Source organism: Streptosporangium sp. NPDC001559, assembly GCF_042893955.1.
Classification (GTDB): Bacteria; Actinomycetota; Actinomycetes; order Streptosporangiales; family Streptosporangiaceae; genus Streptosporangium.
In genome coordinates this window covers 87,071-102,082 of record NZ_JBIAVG010000019.1, presented here as the reverse complement: position 1 = coordinate 102,082, position 15,012 = coordinate 87,071, and the positions used below count along the sequence as shown (strand labels likewise).

Annotated in this window: 15 protein-coding genes; 9 read left to right on the top strand and 6 right to left on the bottom strand. The window is 72.5% G+C overall.

From position 1 onward, the window contains the following. Positions 1 to 7: 7 nt before the first annotated feature. Complete coding sequence (locus ACFYY8_RS34705) at positions 8 to 1,225, bottom strand: MFS transporter (protein ID WP_390048417.1); 1,218 nt, start codon at positions 1,223 to 1,225, stop codon at positions 8 to 10. Positions 1,226 to 1,290: 65 nt separating this feature from the next. Between ACFYY8_RS34705 and ACFYY8_RS34700 the strand changes: the two genes are divergently transcribed. After that, entirely contained in the window at positions 1,291 to 1,680 is a 390-nt protein-coding gene (locus tag ACFYY8_RS34700) for a MerR family transcriptional regulator (RefSeq protein WP_390048415.1), read from the top strand. Between the two features lie 34 nt (positions 1,681 to 1,714). Here the strand turns inward: ACFYY8_RS34700 and ACFYY8_RS34695 are convergent, their stop codons facing one another. Further along, positions 1,715 to 2,398, bottom strand: coding sequence for a MerR family transcriptional regulator (locus ACFYY8_RS34695; RefSeq protein WP_390048413.1), 684 nt, complete (start codon positions 2,396 to 2,398; stop codon positions 1,715 to 1,717). 90 nt (positions 2,399 to 2,488) lie between these two features. On the opposite strand from ACFYY8_RS34695, the gene ACFYY8_RS34690 reads away from it, so the two are divergent. Next, positions 2,489 to 3,658, top strand: coding sequence for an erythromycin esterase family protein (locus ACFYY8_RS34690; RefSeq protein WP_390048411.1), 1,170 nt, complete (start codon positions 2,489 to 2,491; stop codon positions 3,656 to 3,658). 22 nt (positions 3,659 to 3,680) lie between these two features. On the opposite strand, the gene ACFYY8_RS34685 is transcribed toward ACFYY8_RS34690, so the two are convergent. From ACFYY8_RS34685 to ACFYY8_RS34675, 3 genes are all read right to left on the bottom strand, one after another. Continuing rightward, positions 3,681 to 4,445, bottom strand: coding sequence for an SRPBCC domain-containing protein (locus ACFYY8_RS34685; protein ID WP_390048409.1), 765 nt, complete (start codon positions 4,443 to 4,445; stop codon positions 3,681 to 3,683). After that, positions 4,445 to 5,059, bottom strand: a complete 615-nt coding sequence (locus ACFYY8_RS34680) for a helix-turn-helix domain-containing protein (RefSeq protein WP_352012490.1) — start codon at positions 5,057 to 5,059, stop codon at positions 4,445 to 4,447. The genes ACFYY8_RS34685 and ACFYY8_RS34680 overlap by 1 nt, the downstream gene beginning before the upstream one ends. 63 nt (positions 5,060 to 5,122) lie before the next feature. After that, positions 5,123 to 6,478, bottom strand: coding sequence for a serine hydrolase domain-containing protein (locus ACFYY8_RS34675; RefSeq protein ID WP_390048407.1), 1,356 nt, complete (start codon positions 6,476 to 6,478; stop codon positions 5,123 to 5,125). A gap of 234 nt (positions 6,479 to 6,712) precedes the next feature. Between ACFYY8_RS34675 and ACFYY8_RS34670 the strand changes: the two genes are divergently transcribed. From ACFYY8_RS34670 to ACFYY8_RS34650, 5 genes are all read left to right on the top strand, one after another. Beyond that, complete coding sequence (locus tag ACFYY8_RS34670; RefSeq protein ID WP_390048405.1) at positions 6,713 to 7,657, top strand: DUF5996 family protein; 945 nt, start codon at positions 6,713 to 6,715, stop codon at positions 7,655 to 7,657. Further along, a complete protein-coding gene (locus ACFYY8_RS34665) occupies positions 7,654 to 8,352 on the top strand; it encodes a hypothetical protein (protein ID WP_390048403.1) in 699 nt (232 codons plus the stop codon). The genes ACFYY8_RS34670 and ACFYY8_RS34665 overlap by 4 nt, the downstream gene beginning before the upstream one ends. A gap of 78 nt (positions 8,353 to 8,430) precedes the next feature. Then, complete coding sequence (locus ACFYY8_RS34660) at positions 8,431 to 10,650, top strand: ATP-dependent RecD-like DNA helicase (protein WP_390048401.1); 2,220 nt, start codon at positions 8,431 to 8,433, stop codon at positions 10,648 to 10,650. Between the two features lie 159 nt (positions 10,651 to 10,809). Beyond that, positions 10,810 to 11,787 carry an alpha/beta hydrolase gene (locus ACFYY8_RS34655; protein WP_390048400.1) on the top strand — a complete coding sequence of 326 codons (978 nt, stop codon included), beginning with the start codon at positions 10,810 to 10,812 and terminating at the stop codon, positions 11,785 to 11,787. Between the two features lie 209 nt (positions 11,788 to 11,996). After that, on the top strand, positions 11,997 to 13,190 hold the full coding sequence (locus ACFYY8_RS34650) for an Ig-like domain-containing protein (RefSeq protein ID WP_390048568.1): 1,194 nt from the start codon (positions 11,997 to 11,999) through the stop codon (positions 13,188 to 13,190). A gap of 45 nt (positions 13,191 to 13,235) precedes the next feature. Here ACFYY8_RS34650 and ACFYY8_RS34645 read toward each other — a convergent pair whose 3' ends face one another. Beyond that, on the bottom strand, positions 13,236 to 14,219 hold the full coding sequence (locus tag ACFYY8_RS34645; RefSeq protein ID WP_390048398.1) for a radical SAM protein: 984 nt from the start codon (positions 14,217 to 14,219) through the stop codon (positions 13,236 to 13,238). A 117-nt stretch (positions 14,220 to 14,336) separates the two neighbouring features. Between ACFYY8_RS34645 and ACFYY8_RS34640 the strand changes: the two genes are divergently transcribed. After that, positions 14,337 to 14,663: a DMT family transporter gene (locus tag ACFYY8_RS34640; protein ID WP_390048396.1), complete on the top strand. Its 327-nt coding sequence runs from the start codon at positions 14,337 to 14,339 to the stop codon at positions 14,661 to 14,663. Positions 14,664 to 14,694: 31 nt separating this feature from the next. Next, positions 14,695 to 15,012, top strand: a complete 318-nt coding sequence (locus ACFYY8_RS34635; RefSeq protein ID WP_390048394.1) for a DUF952 domain-containing protein — start codon at positions 14,695 to 14,697, stop codon at positions 15,010 to 15,012.

Below are 15,012 nucleotides of genomic sequence, written 5' to 3'. Positions count from 1 at the left end.
GGCGCCCTCAGCGGGGCGCGCCCTGCCGCGCGGCGGGGAAGCCGCCGGTGCGGGCGCCGATCACGACGGCCAGCACCGGAACCAGCAGGGCCAGGACGCTCCACGGGAAGGAGCCGGGGCCGAGCAGTCCGAGCAGGACCGCCCCGGCGACCCCGCCCGCCGCCATGGCCGCGTTCCACAGGGTGACGAGCAGGGCCTGCGCGGTGTCGGCCGCCTGGCCCGCCGCCACGGCCACGGCGGTCTGCAGCAGGGTCGGGGCGCCGCCGAAGCCGAGCCCCCACAGCGTCACCGCCGGGTAGACCAGCGCGGGATCGGCGCCCCGCACGGCCAGGACGGCCGCCGCCACGGAGAACAGGACGCTCGCCGCGACGATGAGGAGCCGGGGCCTGCGGTCGATGTGGGCGCCGACGATCCAGATGCTCACCATGGAGGCGGCGCCGAAGACCAGCAGCACGAGATCGACCGAGCCGCCCATGCCGGACCGCCGCAGGAAGGTGGCGATGTAGGTGTAGAGGACGGTGTGGGCCAGCACCATGACCAGCGTCACGAACAGGATCGGCGCCACGCCGGCGATCCTGAGGGTCGCCAGGATCGGGTGCCGGTCCCGGTGCCGCCGTCCCGGCCGGTCGGGGACCGCGACGGCGATCCACGCCAGCAGGACGGCGGCGATCACGGTGATCGCGGAGAAGGTGGCCCGCCAGCCGAGGGAGCCGCCCAGGAAGGTTCCCGCGGGCACGCCCAGGGACAGGGCGAGCGGGATGCCGGTCATGACGACCGCGATGGCCTTGCCCCGCAGGTGGGCGGGCGCGAGGTGGCCGGCGTAGCCCGCCAGCAGCGCCCACACCAGGCCCGCGGCCACCCCGGCGACGAACCGGCCCGCCAGGCTCAGCGCGAAGTACGGCGAGGCGGCGGTGACCGTGTTGGCGACGGCGAAGCCCGCGACCCCGGTCAGCAACAGGCGTTTGCGCCGCCATCCGGCCGTGGCCGCGATGAGGGGGATCGCCGCGACCGCCGTACCGATCGCGTAGATCGTCACCGCCTGTCCCATCGCGGACTCGCCGACCCCGAGGTCGGCGCCCATCGCGGGCAGCACACCCGCGGGCAGGGCCTCGGTCAGGACGGTGACGAAGGCGGCCGTGGCCAACGCGGCCAGAGCGGGCAGGGGTAGTCTCTGATCGCCGGTTCCCGCGACGGGCTCGGCTGATCGTGTGGTGTGGTTTCGCACGTTGCGTATGTTCAAACCATCACATTGATGTGAAGGTCAACGTGACAGGGTGTGAGGTAGGGCACATGCGGATCGGAGAGCTGGCGGAGCGCACCGGCACGCCCCGCAGGCTGCTGCGTTACTACGAGGAGCAGGGGCTGATCCTGCCCGACCGCTGCGCCAACGGCTACCGCGCCTACGACGAGCGCCTGGTGGACCGGGTCATGCAGATCAGGGGCCTGCTGGACGCGGGGCTGCCGACCCGGATCATCAAGCAGATCCTGCCCTGCCTGGACAGGCCCAGGATCATCCACTTCACCGACGCGACCCCGGAGATGATCGCCACACTGGAGCACGAGCGCGACCGGATGACCGAGCGCATCCAGTCCCTGACCCGTAACCGGGACGCCATCGCCGACTACCTCGACACGGTGCGCCTCACCCAGGACGACCCGGGCGCCGCCACGCGGAGCTGAACAGCCCGCCGAGGACGCGGCCTCCGCGGGCGCGTCAGGGTTCGAGGTCGCGGAGGTAGGCGTCCAGGGCCGCGGCGCCCGCGAGCATGGCGCGGCCCCGGGCCGCCAACCGCGCCCGCCACTCACCCAGGGCCGACTCCAGCGGGACGACACCCCCCGCGGCACGGACCTGGGCGATCAGCGGGGCGATCCGCTCCAGCGGGTAGCCGCCCCTCCTGAGCTGGTGGGCCAGCCGCACATCGCGCACCTCGGCCGCGCCGTACACCCGGTAACCCGTCTTCGGGTCGCGGCGCGGCCGTACCAGCCCGGCCTTCTCCCACTTGCGCAGCGTGGCCGGGCGCACGCCGAGCCTGCCGGCCAGAGGGCCGATGAAGGTGTCGCCGCGCTCCTGCGGCACGGGCACCAGGTCACCGAGCGCGACCTCGACCGCCTGGAGGGTGCGGCGGTCCTCAAGCGACTGGGCGTGACTGTCGTCGAGCAGCCGCAGCGCCTCCTCGAGCGCGCCCCGGTTGACCGCCCGCATCACCGACGTCGCCGTCCGGTGGCCGTGCCCGGGCACAAGGGCGAGGAAGGCGCGCAACGCCCGCGCGTGCAGCGGCGTGTAGACGCGGTAGCCGTGAACGGTGCGCCCGGCGGCGGGCAGCACGCCGTCCTGCTCGTAGTTCCTGACCGCCTGAGCGGACAGGCCGTGCTCACGCGCCAGGTCGACCGGCCTCATGAACACACCACCGTTTGAAGGTTCGCCAAGACGAACACCGGATTCTTCGCGGAAAGTCTACACCGGATGTTCAACGATACCGTTGAGGGAATGGACATCAAGGAAACCGCCTGGCCGCTCGACGGCGCGGGTGTCTCGGCCCTGCTTCGCTCGCTTCCCGCCCGCCCCCTGCTGCTCGGCCTGGGCGAGGCCAGGCACCTGGTGGAGGAACTGGGCCGCGCCCGCAACGAGATCTTCCGGCACCTGGCCGAGCACGAGGGCTACCGCGCCTTCGCCGTCGAGAGCGACTGCCTCATGGGCCTGCTGGTCGACGACCACGTCACGACGGGCGAGGGCACCCTCGACGACGTCATGCGGCGCGGCTTCAGCCACGGCTTCGGCGCCCTGGAGGCCAACCGCGAACTCGTGCGCTGGATGCGCTCCCACAACGAGGAACACGACGACAAGCTTCGCTTCTTCGGGTTCGACGGCCCCCTGGAGTACTGGGCGGCGAGCCCGCGCCAGGCCCTCACCGCCCTGTACGACCTGCTGGAGGGCCCGCCTGCCCGTACGGTCGTGACCCGCGAGACCCTTGAGGAACTGCTGGGCCCGGACGAGCGGTGGTCCGACGAGGCCACGGCCATGGACCCCTCCCTGTCGATCGGCCGCTCCGCCGAGGCCCTGCGGCTGCGCGTGATCGCCGACGACCTGGTGGCGCTGCTGGAGACGCAGGCCCCGCGGCTGAACCCCCGCGACAGGTGGCGTGCGGAGCTGTACGGGCGCACCGCCGTCGGCCTGCTGCGCTACCACCACGCAATGGCCGACGACTCCCCGCACCGCTGGGGCCGCCTGTCGGCGCTGCGGGACGCGATGATGGCCGCCAACCTGAGCGCCGTCGCCGAGCACGGCCCGGCCCTGGTCTACGCCAGCAACCTCCACCTGCAGCGCGGCGAAAGCCTGATGCCGTTCGGCGGGCAGACGCTGCGGTGGTGGGGCGCGGGGGCGATCACCGCGGCGCGCCTGGGCGACCGGTACGCCTTCCTGGCCTCGGCCTTCGGCACGGTCGGCGACGACGCCCCGCCGCCGGACACCGTCGAGGGCGCCCTGTCCGCGCTCCCGTGGGAACGCTGCCTCCTGGACGCCCGCCGCCTGGCCGAAACCGTCACCGGCTCCCTCCCGCGCCGTTCCCGCGACTTCGCCTACTTCCCGCTGGACCCGGCCCGCCTCGGCACGATCGACGGCGTCGTCTTCCTCAGGCGGGTCACCCCCACCCCCGTCTGACCCCCTCCGGCCCTCCCGCGCCTCAGGGCCGGGGCGGGAACAGCCGTTCCAGCCAGGCCTGCCAGGCCCGCTCCAGCTCCTCGGCGCCCGCGTCGCCGGAGTAGACGTGGTGGGCCAGGAACACCGCGTCGCCCCTGCGTTCCCCCGAGTGGAGGAACCGGTACAGCGCGTCGCCGGTGCGCACCCCCAGGCAGGAGAACGGGTCGGCGTAGTCGAGCACGCCCTCGATCGGCGCGAGCCCCTCGGGGGCGACGCTCACCGGCTCACCCACGGCAGCCGTGGCGGGCAGCCCGAGCGCGCCGGTCAGGGCGGCCCACGCCCGCTCGGGGCCTGCGGCCCCCACCTTGAGCGCCGAGACCGGCGTGCCCCTGAGGCCGGGGAAGTGCCTCAGGTAGGCGGCCAGGGTGTGCAGGTACATGTCCCAGCCGGACTGCATGGCCTCGTACTCGCTCTCCCAGTCGCCCTCCAGGAAGCCCTCGTGCACCAGCCTGAGCACGGTGGAGCCCCTGTCGCGGCCCTCGACGAGCCACTCGAACGCCATGAACGTCCCGTCCTCGCCCCGGCCGGTGCGGTAGGCGAACCGGCCGGGCGGCTCCCAGGAGGTGATGGTCGCCTCCTCGACGGCGCCGCCGACGGTCAGCCGCGTCGAACCGCCCTGCCGGGGTTCGATCCGGCTGCGCCCCATGAACCAGGAGTCGACCCCGGGCCCGGTGGCGATGGCCTGCCAGACCTCCTCGGGGTCGGCCGCCAGCTCGACCTGCCTGCGCACCTCGAACTCGTGGCCCATCACGGCTCCTTACGGCCCGGCGCCCCCGGGGCCCGGGAGTCGGGACTGGGGTGGACGGCGACGATGAGCCGGTGCTCACGCCCGCCGGGGGCGTCCTCGTCGTGGTACTTGCCGACGAGGGCGCCGACGGCGGCGGCGAGCTCCTCGGCGAAGGCGGCGCGCTGGGCCGCCGAGGCGAAACGGACGTGGCCGTCGATGGTCAGGGTCGCCAGCCGTTTACGGGCCTGGGCCGCGCCGCCGATGAGCTCGCCGACCTCACGGACCAGCCGGGCGGCGACCGCCAGCAGCCAGCGGGCCGACAACGCGTCGGGGGAGCGGTCCGGGTCGGGCTGCACCGCTGCCAGCGCCAGCGGGGAGATGACGTAGGAGGCCGCCGTCGCCCGCATCACCCGCTCGGTCATGTTGCCCTTGCGGCGCTCCTCGACCAGCTCGATCAGCCCGTGCCGCTCCAGGGCCCGCAGATGGTAGTTGACCTTCTGCCGGGGCAGGCCCAGCCGGGCGGCCAGCATCGTGGCCGACGCCGGCTGCGACAGCTCCGCCAGCAGACGCCCCCGCACCGGGTCAAGGGACGCCTCGGCCGCCGCCGGGTCCTCGATCACCGCCACTTCCAGCATGCCCCAACCCTCTCACCGACAATATTTGCCGTCAAAGCGCCGGCGGCCGTACGGCGGGGCCCGTCAGCCCCGCCAGCCTCCCTCGTCGACCCCGCCGGGCACCTCGGCCGCCGGGTCGTAGGGGGTGCGGGTGAACACGAAGGTGTTGAGGTCGAGGTGGCTGACCGACCCGTCGGCGCCGCGCACCACGCTGAGCCGCTCCCCGGCGTAGTAGCCGTCCAGGCCGAGCCAGGTCCCGTCGTCCTGGGCGACGAAGCGCGAGGCCCGCCCCGCGGCGCCGATCGGGGCCAGCGACAGGCCCCGGTCGGGCAGCAGCCGCAGCGCGTAGGCGCTCGGCCCCCAGTACCACGGCCCCGTCAGCTCCAGCAGGCCCGCCTCGGCCGCCGAAGGCCGCCACTCGGCGGGCATGCGCGGCTCGTGCTCGTCCAGGATGGCCAGCATCTCGCCCAGGAACGTACGGCTCATCCCCGAGGTGGAGTTGGTCAGGAACAGCACCCCGGTGCGGTCGCCCGGGTCGGCCCACACGGTGGCCAGGAAGCCCGGCATGGAGCCGGTGTGCCCGGCCAGGCGGCGCCCGCCCGCGCGGGCCAGCTGCAGGCCCAGCCCGAACCCGCCGGTCCAGGCGTCGCCGTCGTCGACGATCGCGGGCTCGCGCATCTCGGCGACCGTCGCCGGGTCCAGCACACCGCCGGTGTCCCCGGCGACGAACGCCGCCCACCGGGCCAGGTCGGCGGCGGTGGACCAGAACTGCCCCGCCGGGGCCATGGCGAGCGCGTCGTGCTCGGGCTCGGGCAGCAGGACGTCGGCCCACGGGTGGACGGCGTAGCCGTGGGCGTGCGGGGCGCTCGGCCGGGTGGTGGTCCGGTTCATCCCCAGCGGCTCCAGCACCTCCGCGCGCACGGCCCGCGCCCAGTCCGTCCCCCGCTGCCTGGCGACGAGCTCGCCCAGCAGGGCGAAACCGAGGTTGGAGTAGTGGAAACGGCGGCCGGGCCGGTGACGGGAGGTCTCCGGGCCGAGACGGGCGACGAGCTCCTCGACCGGCACACCCGGGGTGCGCTCCCACCACTGTCCCGGAGGCTCGGCGGTCAGCCCGCCGGTGTGCGAGAGCAGCTGCGCGACGGTCACCTCCCCGACGGGCGTGCCCGGCACGTGCTTGCCGATCGGGTCGAGCAGGTCGACGCGGCCCTCGTCGCGCAGCCGCATGACCACGACGGCCACCATGCTCTTGGTGATCGAGCCGATCCGGTACTGGGTGTCGCGGGAGGGGGCCCGCTCGCCCACCAGGCCGCGCGAGCCGAACCAGGCCGGGCTCCCGTCGCGCACCACGGCCGCCGCCAGGGACGGCAGCCGCGACTCGGCCTGCTCGACCGCGACCCTGCGCAGCAGCGCCCGAGCCGTACTCTCCAGAAGCGGCGACATCAGACTGATACCTCCCCGACACGACGTGTGTGCTCAGGCTAGTGCCCGGGCGCCGCGGCGGCACCCGCGAGAACGGGCCCGCGGTGACCGTCCCCGGGCCGCCTCCAGGCCGTCCGCGGGGCGGCCGGGGACCCCTCCCCATCCTATGATCACTATAAGTCATGATATGACTACTTTTAGTGTGATGGCTGAGAGGGATGCGGGACCGGCCGGTCCCGCGCCGAGGGGGCAGCGATGGACACGACGGAGTGGTTTCCCGCCATGCCACTGCAGGAGTGGGAGAGCACCAAGGAGACCCTGCACCGGTTCACCCAGATCGTCGGCAAGGTACGGCTCGCCGAGAGCACCCGCCACAACCACTGGTGGAACGTGCCCTTCCACCTGACCGGGCGGGGCATCACCACCCGCCCCTCCGGAGGGTTCGGCGGCGCTCCGGTCTTCACGATCGACTTCGACTTCGTCGCCCACACCCTGGCCGTCAACCGCCTGGACGGACGCGGCGTGACGTTCAGTCTCGTCGGCCACTCGGTCGCCTCCTTCTACCGGACCCTGTTCGAGGTGCTGGAGGACCTGGGCGTCGGCACCCGCATCGAGGCCGAACCGTTCGGCCTCACCGACGCCACCCCCTTCGCCCGGGACGCCAAGCACGCCGACTACGACCCGGCGCTGGTCAACCGCTACTGGCGCGTCCTGACCCAGGTCGGCCTGGTGCTGGACCGCTTCGCGGCGGGCTTCTGCGGCAAGGTCAGCCCGGTCCACCACTTCTGGCACACCTTCGACATCGCCGTGACCCGCTTCTCCGGCCGCCCGGCCGGCCCCCAGCCCCAGGCCGACCCCGTCACCAGGGAGGCCTACTCCCGCGAGGTGATCAGCAGCGGCTTCTGGTTCGGCGACGAGGCGATGCCCTGGCCCGCCTTCTACTCCTACACCGCCCCCGAACCCGAGGGCCTGGCCGGGGAACCGCTGCGGCCCGAGCAGGCGGCCTGGCTGCCGCAGCGGGGCAGCCACCTGGCGGTCCTGCGCTACGACGACGCGCGCGCCCACGACGACCCGGTGGCCACCGTGCTCGACTTCCTCGACAGCGCCTACCAGGCGGGCGCCCGCCGCGCGGACTGGAACGGGGCGCTGCTCATCAGCCCGCCCGGCGTCACCGACACCCTCCTGGAGGAGGAGCCGTGACGCGGCCGTCCGCCTGGGTGGCCGTCTGGGTCGCGGCCTGCGGGGCGCTCGCCGCGACCCCGGCGCCCCCCACCGCTCCGGCCACGGCGACACCCACGGCGACACCCACGACGGCGCCCACGACGGCGCGGCCCGCCGTACCGCCCGGCACCGTGCCGCAGGGCTTCAAACGCGTCGGCGGCCCCGCCAACGGGCTCACCCTCGCCCTCCCGCAGGACTGGGCCGCCCTCGACCTGTCCAGGGACGACCTCGACAAGAGCCTCACCGCCCTCGGCCTGTCCGGCGAGGCCCTGGAACAGGCCAGACGAAGCCTGCGCCCGCTGGTGGCCAACAAGGCGGTCTGGGCCTCCGACCGCGCCTCCGCCGCGACCTCCCCCAACCGGTTCGCCACCAACCTCAACGCCTTCTGCCAGGAGAGCCCGGACGTGCCCGCCGACCAGATCGTCGCCGACGTCAGACGACAGCTGGGACAGCTCGGCGCCACGATCTCCCAGGCGGGCGAGGTCCCGATCGAGGACGGCACCGCCGTACGGGTGGTCTACCGGCTGCCCTCCCGCGGCATCGACATCAAAGGCACCCAGTACTACACCCGCTCCTCCTCCTCGGGCAGGACCTGCATCCTGACCCTCAGCACCGACAAGGACGGCCTGCAACCCCTGTTCGACCGGATCGGCAGGACCCTCACCCCCCGGTGAGACGCCACCCGGAACCGAGATTGCCGATCGACCGCGTCACTCCTACGCTGGGGGCGACATTCGGCAGGGAGGTCACCGGTGGCACGCGAGGACGGTTCCGCACCCCCCGGCACCAGCATCTCCGGAGTCCTCGAACGGATCACCTACGCCAACGAGGAGACCGGCTACACCATCGCCAGGGTCGCCACCGAACGGTCGGGAGACGACCTGCTGACCGTCGTCGGGCCGCTGCTGGGCGCCCAGCCGGGGGAGTCGCTGCGCCTGACCGGCCGCTGGAGCACCCACCCCCGCTACGGCAGGCAGTTCGAGGTGTGGTCCTACGCCACCGTGCTGCCCGCCACCGTGCAGGGCATCCAGCGCTACCTGGGCTCCGGCCTGATCAAGGGCATCGGGCCGAAGATGGCCGAGCGGATCGTCGCCCACTTCGGGACCGACACCCTCGACATCATCGAGACCGTCCCCGAACGACTGGTCGAGGTCCCCGGCCTCGGCCCCAAACGAACCAAGATGATCGCCGCCGCCTGGGAGGAACAGAAGATCATCAAAGAGGTGATGATCTTCCTGCAGGGCGTCGGGGTGACCACCTCCATCGCCGTGCGGATCTTCAAGCAGTACGGCGAGGCCTCCATCACCGTCGTCAGGAGCCAGCCGTACCGGCTGGCCGACGACGTGTGGGGGATCGGCTTCAAGACCGCCGACACCATCGCCCAGGCCGTCGGCATCCCGCACGACAGCCCCGAACGCGTCAAGGCCGGGCTGCGCTACACCCTGTCCCAGGCCGCCGACGACGGCCACTGCTACCTGCCCGCCCCCAACCTCGTCGCCGACGCCGTCAAGATCCTCCAGGTCCCCGCGGAGCTGACCGTCCAGTGCCTGGAGGAACTCGTCGCCGAGGAGGGCGTGGTCCGCGAGGAGATCCCGGCCGGCGACACCACCGTCCCCGCCGTCTACCTCGTCCCCTTCCACCGCGCCGAACTGTCCCTGGCCGGCGCGCTGCGCGCCCTGCTGAACTCCGGCCACGACCGGCTGGAGGCCTTCAAGACCGTCGAGTGGGACACCGCCCTGACCTGGCTGCGCAAACAGACCGGCGCCGACCTGGCCGAAGAGCAGGCCCAGGCCGTACGGCTGGCGCTGAGCGAGAAGGTCGCGGTGCTGACCGGCGGCCCCGGCTGCGGCAAGAGCTTCACCGTCCGCTCCATCGTCACCCTGGCCCGCGCCAAGAAGGCCAGGGTCATCCTGGCCGCCCCCACCGGCAGGGCCGCCAAACGCCTGTCGGAGCTGACCGGCCACGAGGCGACCACCGTGCACCGGCTGCTGCAGCTGCGCCCCGGCGGCGAGGCCACCTTCGACCGCGACAACCCCCTGGACGCCGACCTCGTCGTGGTCGACGAGTCCTCCATGCTGGACCTGCTGCTGGCCAACAAACTGGTCAAGGCCGTCGCCCCCGGCACCCACCTGCTGTTCGTCGGCGACGTCGACCAGCTGCCCTCCGTCGGCGCCGGCGAGGTGCTGCGCGACCTGCTGGCCGCCGAGGAGCGGATCCCCCGCGTACGGCTGACGCACATCTTCCGCCAGGCCCAGGAGTCGGGCGTGGTCACCAACGCCCACCGCGTCAACACCGGCCTGCCCCCGGCCCTGGAGGGCATGAAGGACTTCTTCCTGTTCCCCTGCGACGAACCCGAGGAGATCGCGGCGCTGACGGTCGACGTGGTGGCCAGCCGCATCCCCCGCAAGTTCGGCCTCAACCCGCGCCGCGACGTGCAGGTCCTGGCGCCGATGCACCGGGGCGCCGCCGGGGCGGGCAACCTCAACACCGTGCTGCAGGAGGCCCTGACCCCCTCCAGGGAGGGAATGCCGGAACGCCGCTACGGCGGGCGCGTCTTCCGGGTCGGCGACAAGGTCACCCAGCTGCGCAACAACTACGACAAGGGCGCCGCCGGGGTGTTCAACGGCACCGTCGGCACCGTGGTCGACATCAGGCCCGACGACCACAGGCTGACCGTGCTCACCGACGAGGACGAGAACGTCGAGTACGCCTTCGACGAACTCGACGAACTCGCCCACGCCTACGCGGTCTCCATCCACCGCTCCCAGGGCAGCGAATACCCCGCGGTGGTCATCCCGCTGGCCACCAGCGCCTGGATGATGCTGCAGCGCAACCTGCTCTACACCGCGATCACCCGCGCCAAGAGACTCGTCGTCATCGTCGGCTCCCGCCGCGCCCTGGCCCAGGCGGTGCGCACCCGCGGCGCCGGACGCCGCCACACCAGCCTCACCCACCGCCTGCGCTCACCCTGACCCGGCGCCGGCGCGGCCGGCCGGCCCGCTCCGGCGGACGGTGACTTGGACGTCACGCATCCGTTCATGCGCGTGCGTGTCCGATCACCGCCCGCGCGCGGCCCGGCCGCGCCGGCGCCGGGCATCATGGGGCCGACCCGATCTGAGGAGAGCCCCCTGATGCCCTACGGATTCGACCCCGAGCTCGCTCCGTTCACCGCCGACCTGCTGCCCGAGCACGACCTTCGTGACACGGTGACCTCCCGGCGGGTCCTCAAGGAGTTCTTCAGCTCGATGCCCGGCGGCTTCCCCGACACCGTGACGGTCGAGGACCGGCACATCCCCGGCCCCGGCGGGCCGGTACGGGTACGCCTGTACGCCCCGCGCGAGCGCTCGGCCGAACCCGCCCCGGCGATGGTCTTCATCCACGGCGGCGGCTTCATCGTGGGCCAGATCGAGATGGGCGACGCGCTGCTGGCCTCCCTGGCCGAGACCATGGGCGTCGTGTCGGTCTCCGTCGACTACCGGCTCGCCCCGCAGGACCCCTACCCCGCCGGCGTCGAGGACTGCTACGCCGCACTGGTGTGGACCGCCGAGAACGCCGCGGAGCTCGGCGTCGACCCGGCGCGGATCGCCGTGGGCGGAGAGAGCGCGGGCGGCGGCCTGTCGGCCGCGGTCGCGCTGCTGGCCAGGGACCGCGGCGGCCCCGCGCTGTGCCTGCAGTACCTCGGCATCCCCGAACTCGACGACCGCCTGGACACCCCCTCCATGCGCGCCTTCGTCGACACCCCCGGCTGGAGCCGCGACAAGGCCGAGATCAGCTGGGACTACTACCTCGGCCGGGCCCACCGGCCCGGCGGCGACGACGTCCCGATCTACGCCGCCCCGGCCCGGGCCGAGGACCTGTCGGGCCTGCCTCCGGCGTACGTGGTGGTGTGCGAGTTCGACCCGCTGCGCGACGAGGGCCTGGCCTACGCCGCCAAGCTCGTGCAGGCCGGGGTCCCGGTCGGCCTGCACATGTACCCGGGAACCTTCCACGGCTGCTCCTGGGTCCCCGACGCCCAGGTCTCCCGCCGGATGCAGGACGACCTGATGTACGCCCTGCGCCGCGCCTTCCACCCGGCCGGGACCCCCGCCGCCCCGAGGGCGGACGCCTGAACGGTTCTGTGAACCTTCTCACGAACATTCGGTGAACATCGTGCCTCACCCGCCCGGGTGAGGCACGGATCGGCCGGAACGGCCGCCCACCCGTCACCGAAAGTAACCTAAATGTGATTCAACTCTCACGAACCGTGCATAGTGCTCCAGCGTCACCTATTAGAGTTTTTAGACGCACTTTGCGGTTGGGGGAGAGAGCTGTGCTGAACATGGAACGCCGTGACCTGAGGAAACCGCTGGCCGCACTGGGCCTGGCCGCCGCCATGCTGGCCACCTCCTGCTCCGGCGGCACCCCCGCGGCGACACCCGGCGCCGCCGGCACCCCCGGCGGCGAAACGGCCGCCCCCACACCCGCCGCCCCCACCATCAGGATCAGCCCCGCCCAGGGCGGCGCCGCCGTACGGCCCGACCGCAAGGTCGTCGTCACCGCCGCCGGCGGCGCCCTGGAGGAGGTCACCGTGCGAAGCGGCAGCCACAAACTCGAAGGCGACTTCGACGCCCAGCGCACCAAGTGGACCTCCACCGTGCCCATGGAACCCTCCAGCACCTACGACGTCTCCGTCCGCACCGTGGACGGCACCACCGCCACCAGCACCTTCACCACACTCAAACCGAAGGTCGAACTGGCCGTCTCCGACGTCACCCCGGCCATCAAGGGCGAGAAGGTCGGCGTGGGGGCGCCGATCATCGTCACCTTCAACCAGCAGGTCGCCAACAAGGCCGCCGTGGAGAAGGCCCTGGAGGTCAAGGCGGAGAAACCCGTCCCCGGCGCCTGGCGGTGGATCAACGACACCACCGTGATCTACCGCACCGCCAAGTACTGGCCCGCCCACCAGAAGATCACCTTCACCGCCCGCATCAAGGGCGTCCGCGGCGGCAAGGACATGTACGGCGTCAAGGACCTCACCAAGGTCATCCGCATCGGCGCCGCCCAGATCGCCGTCGTCGACACCCGCAAGCACAAGATGATCGTCAGACGCGACGGCAAGGTCGTGCAGACCATGCTGATCAGCGCCGGCAAGGGCGACACCCGCGAGTACACCACCACCAGCGGCGTCCACCTGACCATGGGCAAGGCCAACCCCGAACGGATGATCTCCCCCGGCCGCAAGAAGGGCGACCCCGGCTACTACGACCTGATGATCAACCACGCGGTGCGCTTCTCCAACAGCGGCGAATACGTCCACGCCCTCAACAACGTCTGGGCCCAGGGCCGCCAGAACGTCAGCCACGGCTGCGTCAACGCCCGCCCCGACCAGGCCAAATGGTTCTACGACCAGGTCCAGCGCGGCGACGTGATCACCATCACCGGCACCACCCGGCAACTGGAGTGGAACAACGGCTGGGGCTTTTGGCAGATGCCGTTCAAGGAGTGGCGCAAGGGCAGCGCCCTCAAGGCCTGACCACCCGCCCGCACGATGAGGCCGCGCCGCCACGGCGCGGCCCCCTCACAACAGGCTGATCTGCGTCGGCGCGGGAAGCGCCAGCGGCAACGGCTGCTCCGGCCTCGTCGGGCTCAGACCGTAACGGGCGGCCACCTGCAGCACCTGCCCCACCACCGCCCGCACGTACACCGGATCGGCCTCCGCCCCCGCGGCGTACAACTCCCCGTACCGGGCCACCAGCCCCGGATGGTGCTCACCCACCCACGCCATGTACCACTCCCGCGCCCCCGGCGGCAGCCGCAGCACCCGCGGCGTCAGGCTGACCGCCCCCGCCGCCGCCACCCGCCGCACCGTCGCGGAGATCTGGTCGGGGGAGTCGGTCAGCAACGGCAGGATCGGCGCCATCTCCACCCCGCTGGGCACCCCCCGCCCGTTCAGCTCCTCCACCAGCTCCAGCCGCCGCTGCGCGTCCGGCACCCCCGGCTCCACCCCACGCCGCACCCGGTCGTCGACGAACGCGATCGAGACCACCACCCCCGCCCCCGGCGCCCCCGCCAGCAGATCGGCGTCCCGCAGGATCAACGTCCCCTTGGTGTGCACCGTGAACGGCGCCCCCGCCTCACGCAACGCCGCCACCACCCCCGGCATCAGCCGGTAGACCTCCTCGACCTCCTGATAACAGTCACCCGCCATCCCGACGGCGACATGCTCACCGTCCCACCGGGAGACCAGCTCCGCCCGCAACCGCCGCACGATGTTGGTGCGCACCACGATCCGCGAGTCGAACCCGGCACCGCCGTCCAGCCCGAGCCGGCGATGACCGTGCCGCGCCGAACAGTAACGACACCCCCCGGCACACCCCTGGTAGGGACTCACCGTCCACCCCTGCCCGCTCCTCTCGAGCGCCGTACGGGCCTGCACCTCGTAACAGGTCACCGCGCCGTGCACCCGGGTCACCGCCGAACGCGCGATCCGCGGCCCACCCCCGGCGGGCTCGGGCAACAGGGCGGGAGCCTCCCAACGCATGCCGCTCAGTGGAACACGCATTCGACACCCCTCGCAAGTGAAACCGCCGCACCGGGATTCCGGCCCCCAACCCCGCCAGAAATGGTACGGTCATGCCGGTTTCGGAGGGGATGTAAGCAGAATTCGGGAGAGTGACCCATGGCGTGGCTGCTCCTGGCGGGAGCCATCATCGCCGAGATCACGGCGACCACCGCCCTGAAGTTCAGCGACGGCTTCACCCACAAAGGATGGGCACTGCTCGTCGTCACCGGATACGCCACCGCGTTCGTCCTGCTCGGCCAGGCCCTCAAACGCCAGCTGGAGATCGGCACCGCCTACGCCGTCTGGTCCGGCGCGGGCACCGCCGCCATCGCCGTCATCGGCACGCTCTTCCTCGGCGAGAGCCTCACCCCCGTCAAAGCCGGCGGCATCGCCCTCATCATCGGGGGAGTGGTCCTGATCAACCTCGCCGGCAGCGCCCACTGACCCCGCCCCCCTCACAGGAAAGGCCCGCCCGATGACCATCCTGCACCTGGCCCTGGCCGCCGACTGGGACGCCGCCCAGCCCCAGGGGGAGTACCGCGTCTCCACCCTGGGCCGCACCCTCGAACAGGAAGGCTTCATCCACGCCTGCGCCGACCACACCCAGCTCGACGGCGTCGCCGGCCGCTTCTACCGCGACGTCACCCAGCCCCTGCTCGTCCTGACCATCGACCCGACCGGCCTCGACGTCCGCCTGGAGACCCCCGCCGACTCGGCCGAGACCTTCCCCCACATCTACGGCCCGCTGCCCCTCACCGCCGTCGTCTCCGCCACCCCCTACACCCCCGCCTGA